We start from the raw sequence: 14,369 nt of genomic DNA on the forward strand, positions 1-14,369 counted from the left end.
AAAAGATTTGATTATGGATAATGAATCTCATTCAGAAATACATGTACCCAATATTCTTCTAGTTCGGAGTAACTCTGTTCATTTAACTCATTCAAATTCATATCTGTATCCTCTCCGAGGCATTTATTCATCTAAATGAAAATATTTTTTTATAGGCAAGGGCATCGCAGAGAATATTAATTCGCCTAATTGCTCTGGAGATTCCTTCATGCCGTTCTCAAGCCAGTCCTTAGTCACATTCACTCCTCCATAAGCGTTAAATCTTATAGCAAAAAGGATGTCGGGAGGCAACGAAGTCCTATTTGTTTTCTTAAGAATATAATTGGTGTGGCATTCAACCGTATAGTTAAAAATATTATTATAAAAAGACAAGTGCGTATTGTCGTCAAAAGCCTTTTTAAAATAGATGTAATCCTCTTTAATAAACTCAACAATTCTCCCGGCAACACGTCCCCAAGGCTCTTTTTCTATATATTGTTCAATAATTTTATCTGCCTTATCACTATATATCCATGAGATCAGGTCATATTTACTGGAAAAATGATAATAAAACATCTGTCTGCTAACCTGACAATTGTCAGTAATATCCGTTACGGTGATGGACTGGATTGGATGTATTTTGGCTAAGTCTATCAAAGATTCAGCAAGAAGTTCCTTAGGAGTTGTTTTTCGAATCATGTTAGCCCTCACAAAATTTTATTTTACATTTGTACACTATGAAGCATTTGTCTACATTTTTAACACTCTTAAAAATCAGTCTATTATTATTTAATTGCCTATATTTTATACTAATGATGTAAATAGAAGCTGGACAGCCATCTACCAAATGAAAAGGTAATGGTTCAAAATCTTTTTTATAAAGGAGAATAACAGCATGAATCCCAAAAAGATTAAAAATGTAACTATTAATGCTTCATTCAACAGCGAGAATGAAGTTGCTAAAAAGAACATGGATGTCATTGTAGACTTTTTTTCTTTATATTTAGGAGATACGGACAAATTTTATTCTTTGTGGGTTGAAGATAATCCGGCTGTAATCACCCCATTTACCACTGATGATGTGGCAGTTTTGCACAATTCTGTTCAAGAAGGCTGGGATGCTGTAAAAGGCTTCTTTAATCCCATTTTTAATGATATGAAAGGGAAATTCGAATGGACCATCGATGAGTTTATAGTCGGAGAAAATCCTAACACGATTGTGACAAAAACACGCAGCCATATTGATATCACAGCGAATGGACCATGGGGAGAAAATAAAAAAATAAAATACAACGGGATCTATGTCCAGATCTTTAAATTTGAAAACAATAAAATCAAATCTTTCGAAGAGTATTATGATACTGCACTGTTAAACCAACAATACTCGTAAATATTTACTATTAGAAAAAGTCTCGGCCTGTAATCTACATTTCCATACGGAATGTACAATTCACAGACCGAGACTTTTTTTCATTCTTTATTCTGCTTCAACATCATCCGTGATTTTTTCTACTAACCCTCTCAAGCCGTGGTTGGTTACATTTAATTGATCAATAATATTCATAAATTCCGTAACAAGCTTGGCTTGCTCTTGGGAGGATACCGCAATCTGTGTGATTTCTTGTTCCATGTTATAAACCGATTGTCTGACGGCTTGCAAGGACTGCTCAATCCGTCCGGTTGCTTCCTTGGTGCCCGTAGACATTTTTCGGATTTCTGTAGCCACAACCCCAAAACCAGCTCCTGCCTCACCCACTCGGGCTGCTTCAATTGCTGCATTTAATCCAAGCAAGTTCGTCTGCTCTGAAATTTCCTTAATGTAGCCGGCCACCTCAGTCACGTTACCGGAGTCCTCAACCGCCTGTTTAGTATTGCTTAGAATTTCTTCGGCTGTCGCACTAAGCTCCTCCGAATGGGCCGCCACATGCTGAATCCCTTCAACTAGCTTGCTTGTAACATCCTCGGCTTGAGTCATCAACTTCTTCAGTTGATCTTGATTATCCATACTATAGGTGATACACATTACGGCCTCGATCTCATTCTGTTCATTCTTAATCGGATGAAAGTAAGAATCAGCAGCGATGCCGAAAACTTCAGCAGCGTAACGCTCTCTGGTCTTTTCACCGCCTACTAGCATTTTGAAGTCTCTGTGTACATCAGGAAGAGGATCGCCTGCTTTGAAATCATAAACTAAGCTTTTACCCGACTGAAAGAACAGAAATTTTTCCCTGTCCATTACGGAAATTGAAACATCTTGTCGTGCAGCTTCTTTGATAAATGGCATGGCGGTCAAAACAGCTTCTACTTGATTCATAATATGTATCCACTTCCTTATATTTTGATATAAGTCCTATCTTCTTTTTCGACATTTTCATCCCATGTGTTTAGTGAATTTTAAAATACATGGATGATGTTGAGCCCCTACCTATAAACAATCTCCGTAGTTTCCTGAAGGGAATCCATTTTTACGACCGGGATGCATATCCATTTAAGGTATTGTTTTCATTTCATAATAAATACAAGCAGCGCGTACCGATTAAAATTGGCACGCGCTGACGGTATGACTTTTATGAAACAGGCACTAAGATTTAATCCAACTGCTCTCCATTGGTTTCAATCACATTCTTATACCAATAGAAGCTCTTCTTTCTGGATCTGGCAAGTGTCCCTTTGCCTTCATTATCCTTATCGACATATATAAACCCATAACGCTTTTTCATTTCACCGGTTCCCGCACTTACCAGATCAATACATCCCCAAGGCGTATACCCTATTAAGTCTACTCCATCAGCAATCGCTTCTTTCATTTGCTCAATGTGTTGCTTTAGATAATCAATTCGATAATCATCGTGAATGGAGCCGTCTTCTTCTACTGAATCTACGGCGCCAAGGCCATTTTCAACAACCATTAACGGGATTTCATATCGGTTGTAAATGTTATTGAGGGACCATCTCAACCCCTGTGGATCGATCTGCCAATCCCAGGCACTTGCTTTCAAATGAGGATTCTTTAAGCCCATAGATAAATTTCCTCCCACCTTCTCCTGGTTGGGATCGGCACTGACACAAGTAGAGGAATAATAGCTGAAGGTATAGAAATCTACGCAGCCTTCCTTTAAGATGTCCTCATCCTCTTCTTGCATTTTGATCTGAATGTTATGATCTCTAAAATAGCGTTTGGCAAATCCCGGATAAGCGCCTCTTACTTGAACATCTGAGCATAAGAAATTACTTAAGTTATCCTTTTGTTGAGCTAGCAGAAGATCATCAGGATGGCATGTAAGTGGGTAGGAACACATATAAGCAATCATACAACCGATTTTAAAGTCCTTATTGATTTCATGACCCAGCTTTACAGCCTTTGCACTGGCAATAAATTGATGATGCAACGCCTGATACAAAACCTGCTCATCCTTCACTGTAGCATGGGCAAGCTCTCCATTCCCCTCCGGCATCATAGCTCCAGCCATGAATGCGCCAAATGACAAGGTTAAAATATTGATTTCATTAAAGGTTAACCAGTATTTCACAACATCTTTGTATCTGTTAAAAAGCACTTCACAATATCTCACATAAAAATCTACGACTCTGCGATCTGACCAACCATTATATTTTTGGGTCAAATGAAACGGTGCTTCATAATGTGAGATTGTAACCAAAGGCTCAATATTATACTTTTTCAATTCTGCGAATACACGATCATAGAACTGCAAGCCTTGCTCATTCGGCTCTGCATCATCTCCGTTAGGAAATATTCTTGACCACGCAATGGACATTCTAAAGACCTTGAATCCCATCTCTGCAAATAAGCGGATATCCTCTTGATAGTGGTGGAAAAAATCAATAGCCTCGTGACTCGGATAGTTCACTCCTTCTTCCAGTATAGGTGTAATTCTTCGGGAAGTCGTATGCGTTCCAGCCGTAATCACATCCGCAGTGCTTAAGCCTTTCCCTTCTTCATTATATCCACCTTCAAATTGGTTGGCAGCCGTTGCACCTCCCCATAAAAATCCTTGTGGAAATTCCAATTTAGTTGTATTTTCCATTGTTAATTCCTCCTCAACATTTAATTAAGATTAGACTACGACGGTCAATAAATCCTCTTGATACTCAATCGCCTTCTTCTCTGTTTCAATGACATCCAGGTAATTCGTAGTATTGGCAACGATAACGGGTGTGGTCAAAACATAACCAGCCTCTTTTATAGCTTCCATATCAAACTCCATAAGCAGCTGGCCTTTTTTAACAGCATCTCCCTGTTTTACTTTAGGATAAAAATGTTTGCCTTTTAATTTGACCGTATCTTTGCCTACATGGATGAGGACCTCAACACCGTGATCACTTGTAATTCCAATCGCATGACCTGACGAAAATAATGATGTTAATACACCATCTACAGGTGAAACGACCTTACCTTCAGAAGGTTCAATGGCGATCCCTTTACCCAGAGCACCTGTCGAAAAGGCTTCATCTGTTACTTCAGATAAAGACTTCACTTCACCTTTTAATGGACTCATCACCGTCTCTTGTTTTACTAAAACTTCTCCTCTTGCCGCTCCTGGTGTACTGTCTTCCTTTTTTGCTTCTTTCACTTCATCATCTTTAAATCCGCCAAAGAACATAAGCAAGAAACCTAATACAAAGCTTACCAGGATACCGATAACAGCCCCATAAAATCCGTTGTCTATACCTGCAGGACTGATATAGCTCGGGATAGCGAAAATACCCAATCCACCAATAATGTAACCTTTAGTTCCCATCATTCCTATAATACCGCCGCCTACTGCGGATGCTATACAGCTTAAAATAAATGGTTTCTTACGTGGTAATGTAATCCCGTATATTGCTGGTTCTGTCACACCAAAAATCCCGGAGATGACAGCTGGAATGGAAAGTGATCTCAGTTTTACATTTTTGGTTTTAAACAAAATCGCCAGTACGACGCCCGTCTGAGCAAAGGAAGCTCCCAGTGTAGCCGCAAGAATCGGATCGAATTTAAGCACTGCTAAATTGTTCATAGCGATAGGAACAAGTCCCCAGTGTAATCCAAAAATAACAAACACTTGCCAGAAAGCGCCCATGAGCATACCTTCAATAATCGGACTTAAGTTATACACAAAGAGGGTTCCAGCGCCAAGCAGTTGACCTGCCCAAGTCGAGAGAGGTCCAATCACAATCAACGCTAAGGGTACAATAACTAACAATGTGAAAAACGGAACCAAAAATGTTCTCACTACGCTAGGGATTACCTTTTTAAAGAAGTTTTCTATTTTTGAGCCTACATAGGTGGATATGATAATCGGAAGAACGGTTGACGCATAACTCATCAGAATGACCGGAATACCTAAGAAGGTGATATATACCGGTGACTCAAATATAGTACCGCTAAATAGAGTATATAGTGGTTTGCCCGAGGCTGTTATCGTGCTAAATGTTGGGTACACAAGCGATGCACCTATAGCCATGCCTATAAAAATGTTGGCATTGAATTTTTTAGCTGACGTATACCCCAGGAAAATAGGAAAGAAGTAAAACAAACAATCACCTAAAGCATTGAGAATTTGATAGGTACCCGATGTAGTGGCCAGCCAGCCCAAAGCTACAAATAAGGCGGTGAAGCCCTTAATCATACCTGTGGCACTTAAGACACCCAGCGTGGGTGTAAATACACCTGAAATGGTATCAATGAATCTATTGAACAAACTCATTTTTTCACCTGATGCTTCTTCTGAATCTCCTGTTTGAAAACCGCCTACAGCAGTAACATCAGCATAAACCTCAGGTACATGGTTACCTATAACAACCTGGTATTGCCCGCCACTCTTTACCACAGTGACAACACCATCCATATTTTTCAAAACCTCTGTATTGGCTTTACTTTCATCTTTTAATTTGAAGCGCAAGCGTGTAATACAATGAGTTAGACTATTCACATTTTCTTTGCCGCCGACATTTCTGATGATGTCTTTTGCTAATGTCTCATACTTCATTGTAACTTCCCCTTTAATTGTATTTATAAAAAAAGGCAAAACCAAAATAGATCAAATTCGATCTAGGTTGGTTTCGCCTGCATTACCAGTAACAATCCAAGTGTTATTCAATTTTCTCTTTGGGTCACACGCTGAATATGAATCGTTATATACAGCTTTTCCTCATCTGACAATACCATATCCAAGTATTTCTCAATCTTCAGCATGCAGCCATAAGCCTTTTTGTACTTTGCTTTCACTTGCCTCCACAAAAAATCGTCTTCCAGTTCTACTTTTTCTTTTTTATTTAATCGCTGAAAGAAGAACCTTAAATGCGTAATAAATCGCTCATAACTGATCGAGCGTTCATCTATGGTGGTATTATAAGAGTATTTAATAATATTCAAGATGTCGTGTATTTTTTGAGTTTGCTGAGCAACATCTGCTACCTTGTTGTAGGAGCTGTTTACTTGAGCATTTATTAAATGAAGAGCAATATTACCTGCTTCATCTTCTGACAATCGTTTGCCTGTTTCGTCTTCAATGAACTCCAGTGCTTTTAATCCAACCGCAAATTCTTTGGGATAAAATTTTTTAATCTCCCAAATTAATGGATTTGCATTTTTAAACCCTTCATCAAACATTTTAAATGCATTGTTCATGTGATCCGTAAGCGAAACATATATATAATCGCTCAATTGTGCTTCTAATATGCTTTTTCCATATTCAATGATGTCATAGCATAACGAAACATATTCTGATGGAACATCCTCTAACAATAACTTAAATTTCTCTGAAGCATCTTTATGTTTAAGCACAAAGACCTTTTCAATTAGATGCTCTTCTACTTGTTCACCTGCACTCTTTTTGAATGCAATACCACGACCCATAACAACAAATTCATCTCTTTTTTGATCTTTGGCTATTATGGCGTTGTTATTAAATATCTTCGTTATGATCATCTAACTGCCCCCCTTATCCCATCAAATTTAAAAAAGGATTTAGTTGCTGGGCGAAATTTCAGATAGGTCACAAGACGGTAATAGCCGATCAAACCTTCGTCATAAATCAAATTCAAATGTATTGATTTACAATTCCGTGTTATGAAAACGCATTCATAATAAGAGACAAAGCCTTACGTTTTCCCTGAATGATCTTGAGTGCTTCCAAACCGATCTGATATTCCGTTTTGAAAATGAATATAGTCGGTTAACCACGTCCTATGACATCATTTTTCGGATGTCGATTCGTTGGTCGACGTCATCATCTTTGTTGTTCAGCACTTGTAAGGCTTTATATCACTCACCTTTCTGCGTTATGGCTGGGCCATATATTCATATCATGCAGGATATCGTAAAGCTTGTATTCTAAAAAGAAAAGGCAAAACCCAACACATGGAAATCTAATTCCATGCCTCGGGTTTTGCCTTTTCAGTAACAATCCCAAGATCATAATAACATCGAATTTAAGTTTTGCCAACAAAAATGTTTGCGCTTTCTTTTTCGAGGCAACCACATCAAATACAGCACATTCTCATGGTATAAAATGTCAGCCGCCAATGTAGGACATGTTAATCTTTTTTTTGTTGTTGGCTGTCTGCTCCGTACGTTCATCGGAATACCGGTCTGTGCGTTGCTCCCATACAGAAGTAATCACATCGAGTAATTCCTGGTCATTCGCTCCATTACGAAGCATCTGACGTAGATCAAATCCGCCTGAAGCAAACAAACATGTATAAAACTTGCCATCGCACGATAAGCGGGCACGTGTACAAGACGAACAAAACGATTCAGAAACCGAAGTAATAAAACCAATCTGTGCGTCGCTGTCTTTATAACGGTAACGCTTTGCTACTTCTCCAAAGTAATCCTGATCCATCGGCTCCAGCTCGTACGCATTCTTAAGTCGTTCAACGATTTCTTTTTTGGTTAGTACCTTTTTGAAGCTCCATCCGTTGTCATTACCTACATCCATAAACTCGATAAAGCGAAGGGTTATTCCCTGCTCCTTAAAATAGGCGGCCATCGGCAAAATCTCCGAGTCATTAACGCCTTTTTGAACTACCATATTGACCTTGATTTCAAAGCCGATTTCTCTTGCATATTCGATCTGCTTCAAAATAATATCAGGCTTAATCCCCCGCCCATTCAACCGCCCAAATAGCTCGGGGTCCAGAGCGTCCAGACTGACATTAAGCCGTCGTAGCCCCGCGTCATAGAGAGGCTTAGCCTGCTGTCCTAGCAGCACACCGTTGGTGGTCAAGCCGACATCTTCCACTCCGTCAATGGACAGGATTTGGGAGACCAGGTCGGGTAGATTCCTGCGCATTAATGGTTCGCCGCCCGTGAGTCGGATCTTTTTTACACCCAGGGATACAAAGAGCTTCGTCAGCCGGTGAATCTCTTCAAACGACAGACATTCATTTTGGGGAAGAAAGGCGTAATCGTCACCGAAAATTTCTTTAGGCATGCAATAGGAACAGCGGAAATTGCAGCGGTCTGTAACCGATATACGCAGGTCACGAATCGGCCGCTGCAACTTGTCTTTCAGTGGATGAAAATTCATACGCCCCCTCCTTTCTAGTTGTTTAGCATCGTTTTCATTAGCCGCCGCTGACTGGGGGAATGAAAGCTGCAATATCTCCATCCTGTAATACATCCGTAGACAACGCATACTCCTCGTTTATCGCAATTCGCACAGACTTGATCGGCATATCTGGATATTGATCTGTTATCCAACTGGATAAATCGCCTACCGTTTGGCCCGCCAAATCTGCCAATTCTTCTGCTTTTCCCGTCACCTCACGGAGTCCCGCAAAGTAGTACAGCTTAATCATGACTGATCTCCCCTGGCTTTTTCTTTTGATCTCCGACCCACTGCGTTCCATCTTCCCAAATCTCTCGTTTCCAAATAGGAACTATTTCTTTGATTCGCTCGATCGCGTATTCATTCGCCTCATACGCATCCGAACGGTGAGGGGAAGAAACGGCAATGACAACGGCGATATCACCGATTTGAAGCTCGCCAATGCGGTGCGCGATCGCCACTCGCGTCCCTTCCCATTTCTGTTCGATTTCGCGACCAATCTCTGCGAGTTTTTTTTGAGCCATAGGGACATAGGCCTCATAAGCAAGGTATAAGGTCCGTACGCCTTGAGTCCATTCTCGTACGTGCCCTGTAAAAATAGTCACCGCTCCTGCTTCCGGCCTTAGGACATAATCTGCATAAGCCTGCGGGATAATGGGCTCCGTTACGATTTCAAATACACTCATCTTTTCCACCTTCCAGCCACCGGACAAGCCACTCTCCGGTGACAGACTCTTTTAAATGTTTCTGCTTTTTGTATCTACATCTCATTTAACCGAACAGCTGATGATATAGTTTTTGACCGTTGGCAACACTCCGTACCCCGTGTATGAGAAGCCTTCCGTTTTTGAATAAAATCATTCGATGCTTAAAAGCATAAAATTCAACGAAATAAGGGGTTCTTTTTACACGATCTGCTATAAGCCTGCCCATTTTCTCTGCATCATCGAGCGTGATCGGACGTTGTGGGTCTGGAAGAACCTGTACCACGTTCCGTCCGCACAGAGCCGCATACGCCGAGCGACGTGATGCTGTCAGTGCAGGAAACGTAGGATGCTCTCCACAGGTTGGACAGTCTTGGTTACGGATGCGGGAAATCCCTATGTCCATCTGCGTATTCTCCCATAGATCAAATAGATGAACCTTGCGGCGCATCTTATCATGTCTGCCACTCAGCCACTTCATGGCTTCTGCACATTGGAGGGCCGCTGTCACCTGGACTGCAGGCGAGATGATTCCAGCCGTATCGCAGGTCTGATTGATCGCAGGCAACGATGGCAGAAGGCAGCGTAAACAAGCAGACTCGCCCGGCACGAATGGAAAAACAACGCCTGTGCTTCCAACACAGGCTCCATAAATCCATGGAATTCCTGCCTTCAGTGCAGCATCGTTGATAAGCAGACGAGTTTCAAAATTGTCCGTAGCATCCATCAGCAATATACTTTTGCTGGCAAGTTCTTGAACAAGCTCGGCATCCAAGTTATCGAGATATGTGTGCAATCGCACGTCTTCTCGTATGGCTTTCAGCCTTTTTTCGGCTGCCATGACCTTAGGCTGCATTTCCGCGGCGTCCTGCTCCGTGAACAGCTGCTGACGTTGCAGATTCGACATCTCCACATAATCCCTGTCGACAAGATGAAGCTCCCCAACGCCCGCTCTTACCAATGTTTCGGCAATGGCGGAACCAAGTGCCCCGCAACCGATAATGGTGACGACAGCAGCGGATAAATTACGCTGCCCTTCGCCACCAATAGGTCTAAATAAGATCTGTCTGGAATAACGTTCATTCATTAGATTGTGTCCCTTGATAATACAGCCATATAACGAGGATCAGGCTAGCCAGCGCCACTTGGGAGAGGAGCATGAATCCAATGGAATATTGGCCAGTAGCGGCATGAATCGTCGACAACAAGATCGGAGGGAAAAAGCCACCGAGACCGCCCATCATGGATACAATTCCGTTAACTATACCTGCCTGTTTATTAAAATAAAATGGAACTAGCTTGAAAATGACGCCGTTCCCCATTCCAGCACATACAGCGATCGCCAAGCAGCCTACTGTATAAAGGGTAATCCCTGGTGAAAAAGCCAAAAGAATCGCAGCGACCGTATAAACAGAGAACGTGCCTACCAGCAGGAACAGGGGCTGAAACCGATCCGCCAGCCAGCCACCGATGGGGCGGAAGAAAGTGGCAATCGCTATAAAGCCTGCTGTACGCATCCCTGCATCCACTTTAGTCAGCTCAAAATTCGATACCAAGAAATTCGGCAAGTACACCGTGAACGCTACAAATGAGCCAAATGTAATAAAATAAAAGAGCGAGAAAAACCAAAGCTTTTCATTTTTGTAAACCCCTTTGATCTGTTCCATAATGGGCGTCTTTACTTTAGCTTCATGACGGTCCCCTAAGAAGAAATTCAAAGCGATAAAAACAAGCAGCAGAATGAGATACAGCTTCACTGTAGGGGCCCAGCCAATTTGAGTAGCCACAATAGGGGCCGAGAAGGTAGTGACGGCTGTTCCCAAATTCCCTATGCCATACATCCCATTTACAAACCCATGCTTTTCCTTTGGATAATACTTCGGCAGCGAAGTCACCCCAACCGAGAACACAGCTCCCCCAATCCCAAGGAACAAGCCACCGATAATTAAATCCATCATCGTAGAAGCTTCACTGATATAGTAGACGGGAAACAAAAGCAAAATAAAGCTAACGAGAAAAACGATTCTTGCTCCGAAGATGTTGGCATAATAACCAAGCGGAATGCGCAGAATCGAACCAAGCACGACCGGAATTGCTGTGACCATGGCCAATTTTCCGGGTGGAATAGCAATATCCTCCGTAATGAACGGCATAAGCGAAGAAATGATAACCCATACCATGAATCCAAGAATCAAGTTCAATGTTTGTAACGGCAACTGCATTTTTCTAATCATTTAACTCACCTTTTCAACGTTTTTTCTGTCGAATTATTGATTTGAATTTTCTGTCCCCATTGTAGCCGCTAGCCCATCCATTCGAATATAGGGGACTCCCCTTTACCTGACAGGGGAGTCCCTGAAAATATAAAAAGCCGCTTCTATAGGAAGCGGCTTGGTCAATTCAAGAGATAAGCGTATTTAATTTGTCACATAACTTGGTCAGATCATTCCGATTGATCTGTTGCTCTGCCATAGGAAAAAGTACGGCTTCTTCTTTTATAAAATGTACAGTCAGGACTTCGAACGCCTCTCCCGCGTTCTTGGTCGCCTCCTGAATCTCATCAAGCGTGAGCAAACTCAGATCGCCCTCCGTCTGATAAAGAAAATGATCGATATAGCCCTCTATTTCACGGTGCTCCTCCTGTATACCAACGAGCGGTCCCTGCTCAAAACCAATGTAGGTTCCTAGCATAGAAAAGAAGTGTTCTTCTTCCTTTTCGGTATGTTTCTTGAGGGGTACCCTAAAATCGATAATCTGCGTTCTCAGTTTTTCCAGTTGCTTGCGGCCTTCTTCCAAATCTAGTATTCTGTGCTGCTCAAACCACAATACAATGGCATGCCATTCATCCATCAGATAGGTTAGATAGCGATGCTCATTTTCAAGAATACGCATGGCAGGTTTGGAAAAGCGCAATTTCTCATTTTCCAGCACGCGGATTTCCTCCATTCATCGGCTAAAAATCCAGCATTTTTTTCTTTAATGCATATTGGACCAGTTCAGGCCGGCTTCTTAAATTCAATTTTTCCATGATTTTCGCTTTGTTCGCTTCCACCGTCTTGACAGAGATGAACAGCTTTTCCGCAACTTCCTTGTTACCGTAACCTTTTGCGACCAGAGGTAGAATCTCCAGCTCCCGCTTGGACAGGATCTCATAAGGATCTTCTGATTGTGACGTCGTATCTTTTTTGATGAACTCACGAACGAGAGAAGTAGCCATTTTAGGATGGATATAAGTCCCACCCCCATGAATGGTTCGTATAGCAAGCAATAGCTCCTCATCTGGAGCATTTTTCAAAACGTATCCTGAAGCACCATTCTTTAAAATATGAAAAAGATATTCTTCATCGTCATGCATGGTCAGAATCAGAATTTTAGTATCAGGGTGGTCCTCTTTAATTTTGCCTGTAGCGATCAATCCACTTTCGCCTGGGGGCATGCTGAGATCCATGATTAGAATATCCGGACGATATTTAGCTACCATCGTATACGCTTCAATGCCATCCGCAGCCGTTCCGACAACCTCCATATCCGATTGGAAGTTCAAAATCATGGAAAATCCGCTTCGTACAATAGCATGGTCATCCGCTAACACAATTTTGATCAAGTCTCTATTCCTCCTCTAGGCCAATCGGAATTTGTAAAAAGACTTTGGTTCCCTGACCAACATTTGAAAGGACGCCAAAACTTCCGCCTACCAGCTCTGCTCGCTCCTGCATGCCATATAAACCTAATCCCGTTCCAATAGGCTTGCTCCCCTTTTCAAAGCCAATTCCATCGTCCTCTACAGTCAAACGAAGTGTATGATCGTGCTCAGTCAAAGAAACTTTAACCATATCTACCTGGGCATACTTCAAGGCATTGAGAACAGCCTCCTGGCAGACACGGTAAATGACCGTTTCCTTTTCACTTCCATATCGCTTTTGGGAAAGATCCGACACAAATTCAACTACCAGACCAAAGCTTTGTTCAACCCTCTTAAAGTGGGAACGAAATGCCGCTTCAAGCCCAAAATCATCAAGTGTGGCGGGGCGTAATTCCACAGACAGGTTGCGGATATCATCCAGCAATCGCGTCATGGATGCTTCAGTCTGCTTCATGTTTTTGATGAGCTGTTCATCATTCGTCATGTATTTTAACACCCGTAGTTCAACAACCGCGCTCATCAATTCCTGGGCCACACTGTCGTGCAGTTCCCTGGAAAGCCGTTTGCGCTCATTTTCCTGCGCTTCAATGACATGCTTCATCATTTTGTTTTGATACAATTTTTCCTGCGTCTGAAATTGCGGAGTCAAGTCTCTCAACATCAACACCCGTGTTCCATGTTCAGAATCAATGGTGTGAAAAGAAGCGGCATAGGGAACCATTCCGTTGCTCTTCGTTTCCAGATACACCTGAAAAGAAGCGAAATCCTTGGATTCTGGCATATTGAAATAACAGTCAAGGCAGGTACGGGGCTCCGTTTCGCTTGTATAGCCCCTGCATGTTCCACATAAAGCTCTTTCCTTCCCTTCATAGAGTTGAATGAGGACGTCATCGCCCACAATCTCCTCTGCTGCCGGGTTCATGGCTAGGGTATTCCCTTGCCTATCAAAAAAGAAAATGGCTTCCGTACTGTTCTCAAACAACTTCACCATTAGCGCACTCAAAGAGCCAGTCCCTAAAGACAATGTCAATTCACATCACTTCCTTCCCGTTCAACTCTCCAATTCCTCTATGTGCCAAGGCTTCCAAATCACGCATCATGGCTTCGGTCATGAGCTGTTCTTCCCGAAATCCACCAAGCAGTACGCCCGCGACGCGAGCATCATTCCATAGGGGAACAGCCCCGAGACTCTTGAGCTTCTCGGATTGAACGATCGGATAGTTAAACAGGTTGTCTGCCCCCACATATTGATAAATAGATGGAATGAAAACGGATTTCCCGGTTTTAAACACGATTCCTGCTATGCCCTTACCGGATTGCAGCACAATCCGCTTAAAGCGATCATTTAAATTACCGGCTGCATTTTTCCATTTAATAACGTATTGATATTCGGCCGGTTCAACCAGAGCAAGCGCCATGAAATCATAACCGAAATGTTCGCGTATTCGCTCAAGCTCCCTTTGATAATCCATCCTATTATTCATCGCT

The 14,369-nt window shown here is 42.1% G+C and carries 15 protein-coding genes; 1 reads left to right on the forward strand and 14 read right to left on the reverse strand.

Features of this window, described 5'->3' with window-relative positions:
* Positions 1 to 123: 123 nt before the first annotated feature.
* Positions 124 to 678, reverse strand: coding sequence for a TetR/AcrR family transcriptional regulator C-terminal domain-containing protein (locus tag BM358_RS18815; protein ID WP_023989688.1), 555 nt, complete (start codon positions 676 to 678; stop codon positions 124 to 126).
* Between the two features lie 196 nt (positions 679 to 874).
* Here BM358_RS18815 and BM358_RS18820 point away from each other — a divergent pair, with 196 nt between their 5' ends.
* Positions 875 to 1,369 (forward strand): nuclear transport factor 2 family protein, encoded by a 495-nt coding sequence (locus tag BM358_RS18820; protein ID WP_028542284.1) that lies wholly within the window; start codon positions 875 to 877, stop codon positions 1,367 to 1,369.
* Positions 1,370 to 1,456: 87 nt separating this feature from the next.
* Here the strand turns inward: BM358_RS18820 and BM358_RS18825 are convergent, their stop codons facing one another.
* From BM358_RS18825 to BM358_RS18885, 13 genes are all read right to left on the reverse strand, one after another.
* Positions 1,457 to 2,293, reverse strand: a complete 837-nt coding sequence (locus BM358_RS18825) for a methyl-accepting chemotaxis protein (protein WP_023989690.1) — start codon at positions 2,291 to 2,293, stop codon at positions 1,457 to 1,459.
* A 274-nt stretch (positions 2,294 to 2,567) separates the two neighbouring features.
* The gene (locus BM358_RS18830; RefSeq protein ID WP_028542283.1) at positions 2,568 to 4,025 is read right to left on the reverse strand and encodes a glycoside hydrolase family 1 protein; all 1,458 of its coding nucleotides are present in this window, start codon (positions 4,023 to 4,025) and stop codon (positions 2,568 to 2,570) included.
* A 30-nt stretch (positions 4,026 to 4,055) separates the two neighbouring features.
* Positions 4,056 to 5,969: a beta-glucoside-specific PTS transporter subunit IIABC gene (locus BM358_RS18835; RefSeq protein ID WP_028542282.1), complete on the reverse strand. Its 1,914-nt coding sequence runs from the start codon at positions 5,967 to 5,969 to the stop codon at positions 4,056 to 4,058.
* Between the two features lie 107 nt (positions 5,970 to 6,076).
* Positions 6,077 to 6,910, reverse strand: coding sequence for a BglG family transcription antiterminator LicT (gene licT / locus BM358_RS18840; RefSeq protein ID WP_023989692.1), 834 nt, complete (start codon positions 6,908 to 6,910; stop codon positions 6,077 to 6,079).
* A 586-nt stretch (positions 6,911 to 7,496) separates the two neighbouring features.
* Positions 7,497 to 8,513: a GTP 3',8-cyclase MoaA gene (gene moaA, locus BM358_RS18845; RefSeq protein WP_023989693.1), complete on the reverse strand. Its 1,017-nt coding sequence runs from the start codon at positions 8,511 to 8,513 to the stop codon at positions 7,497 to 7,499.
* Positions 8,514 to 8,550: 37 nt separating this feature from the next.
* Entirely contained in the window at positions 8,551 to 8,784 is a 234-nt protein-coding gene (locus BM358_RS18850; protein WP_028542281.1) for a MoaD/ThiS family protein, read from the reverse strand.
* The gene (locus BM358_RS18855) at positions 8,777 to 9,220 is read right to left on the reverse strand and encodes a molybdenum cofactor biosynthesis protein MoaE (protein WP_028542280.1); all 444 of its coding nucleotides are present in this window, start codon (positions 9,218 to 9,220) and stop codon (positions 8,777 to 8,779) included. The genes BM358_RS18850 and BM358_RS18855 overlap by 8 nt, the downstream gene beginning before the upstream one ends.
* A gap of 85 nt (positions 9,221 to 9,305) precedes the next feature.
* Positions 9,306 to 10,325 carry a ThiF family adenylyltransferase gene (locus tag BM358_RS18860; RefSeq protein ID WP_028542279.1) on the reverse strand — a complete coding sequence of 340 codons (1,020 nt, stop codon included), beginning with the start codon at positions 10,323 to 10,325 and terminating at the stop codon, positions 9,306 to 9,308.
* Positions 10,318 to 11,472, reverse strand: a complete 1,155-nt coding sequence (locus tag BM358_RS18865) for a nitrate/nitrite transporter (RefSeq protein ID WP_023989697.1) — start codon at positions 11,470 to 11,472, stop codon at positions 10,318 to 10,320. The genes BM358_RS18860 and BM358_RS18865 overlap by 8 nt, the downstream gene beginning before the upstream one ends.
* 166 nt (positions 11,473 to 11,638) lie before the next feature.
* Positions 11,639 to 12,169 (reverse strand): hemerythrin domain-containing protein, encoded by a 531-nt coding sequence (locus tag BM358_RS18870; RefSeq protein WP_023989698.1) that lies wholly within the window; start codon positions 12,167 to 12,169, stop codon positions 11,639 to 11,641.
* A gap of 22 nt (positions 12,170 to 12,191) precedes the next feature.
* Positions 12,192 to 12,839 (reverse strand): response regulator transcription factor, encoded by a 648-nt coding sequence (locus tag BM358_RS18875; RefSeq protein ID WP_023989699.1) that lies wholly within the window; start codon positions 12,837 to 12,839, stop codon positions 12,192 to 12,194.
* A 7-nt stretch (positions 12,840 to 12,846) separates the two neighbouring features.
* Positions 12,847 to 13,911 (reverse strand): PAS domain-containing sensor histidine kinase, encoded by a 1,065-nt coding sequence (locus tag BM358_RS18880; protein WP_028542278.1) that lies wholly within the window; start codon positions 13,909 to 13,911, stop codon positions 12,847 to 12,849.
* Position 13,912: 1 nt separating this feature from the next.
* Positions 13,913 to 14,365 carry a GAF domain-containing protein gene (locus BM358_RS18885; RefSeq protein WP_023989701.1) on the reverse strand — a complete coding sequence of 151 codons (453 nt, stop codon included), beginning with the start codon at positions 14,363 to 14,365 and terminating at the stop codon, positions 13,913 to 13,915.
* Positions 14,366 to 14,369 lie beyond the last annotated feature (4 nt).

Source organism: Paenibacillus sp. cl130 (assembly GCF_900116035.1).
In the GTDB taxonomy this organism is placed as follows: Bacteria; Bacillota; Bacilli; order Paenibacillales; family Paenibacillaceae; genus Paenibacillus; species Paenibacillus polymyxa_B.

Bases quoted from the DNA above. Each gene is read 5' to 3' on its own strand.
- moaA (WP_023989693.1), bottom strand. From the start codon at position 8,513: ATGAATTTTCATCCACTGAAAGACAAGTTGCAGCGGCCGATTCGTGAC.
- BM358_RS18860 (WP_028542279.1), bottom strand. From the start codon at position 10,325: ATGAATGAACGTTATTCCAGACAGATCTTATTTAGACCTATTGGTGGC.
- BM358_RS18835 (WP_028542282.1), bottom strand. From the start codon at position 5,969: ATGAAGTATGAGACATTAGCAAAAGACATCATCAGAAATGTCGGCGGC.
- BM358_RS18850 (WP_028542281.1), bottom strand. From the start codon at position 8,784: ATGATTAAGCTGTACTACTTTGCGGGACTCCGTGAGGTGACGGGAAAA.
- BM358_RS18830 (WP_028542283.1), bottom strand. From the start codon at position 4,025: ATGGAAAATACAACTAAATTGGAATTTCCACAAGGATTTTTATGGGGA.
- BM358_RS18855 (WP_028542280.1), bottom strand. From the start codon at position 9,220: ATGAGTGTATTTGAAATCGTAACGGAGCCCATTATCCCGCAGGCTTAT.
- licT (WP_023989692.1), bottom strand. From the start codon at position 6,910: ATGATCATAACGAAGATATTTAATAACAACGCCATAATAGCCAAAGAT.
- BM358_RS18820 (WP_028542284.1), top strand. From the start codon at position 875: ATGAATCCCAAAAAGATTAAAAATGTAACTATTAATGCTTCATTCAAC.
- BM358_RS18825 (WP_023989690.1), bottom strand. From the start codon at position 2,293: ATGAATCAAGTAGAAGCTGTTTTGACCGCCATGCCATTTATCAAAGAA.
- BM358_RS18815 (WP_023989688.1), bottom strand. From the start codon at position 678: ATGATTCGAAAAACAACTCCTAAGGAACTTCTTGCTGAATCTTTGATA.
- BM358_RS18885 (WP_023989701.1), bottom strand. From the start codon at position 14,365: ATGAATAATAGGATGGATTATCAAAGGGAGCTTGAGCGAATACGCGAA.
- BM358_RS18865 (WP_023989697.1), bottom strand. From the start codon at position 11,472: ATGATTAGAAAAATGCAGTTGCCGTTACAAACATTGAACTTGATTCTT.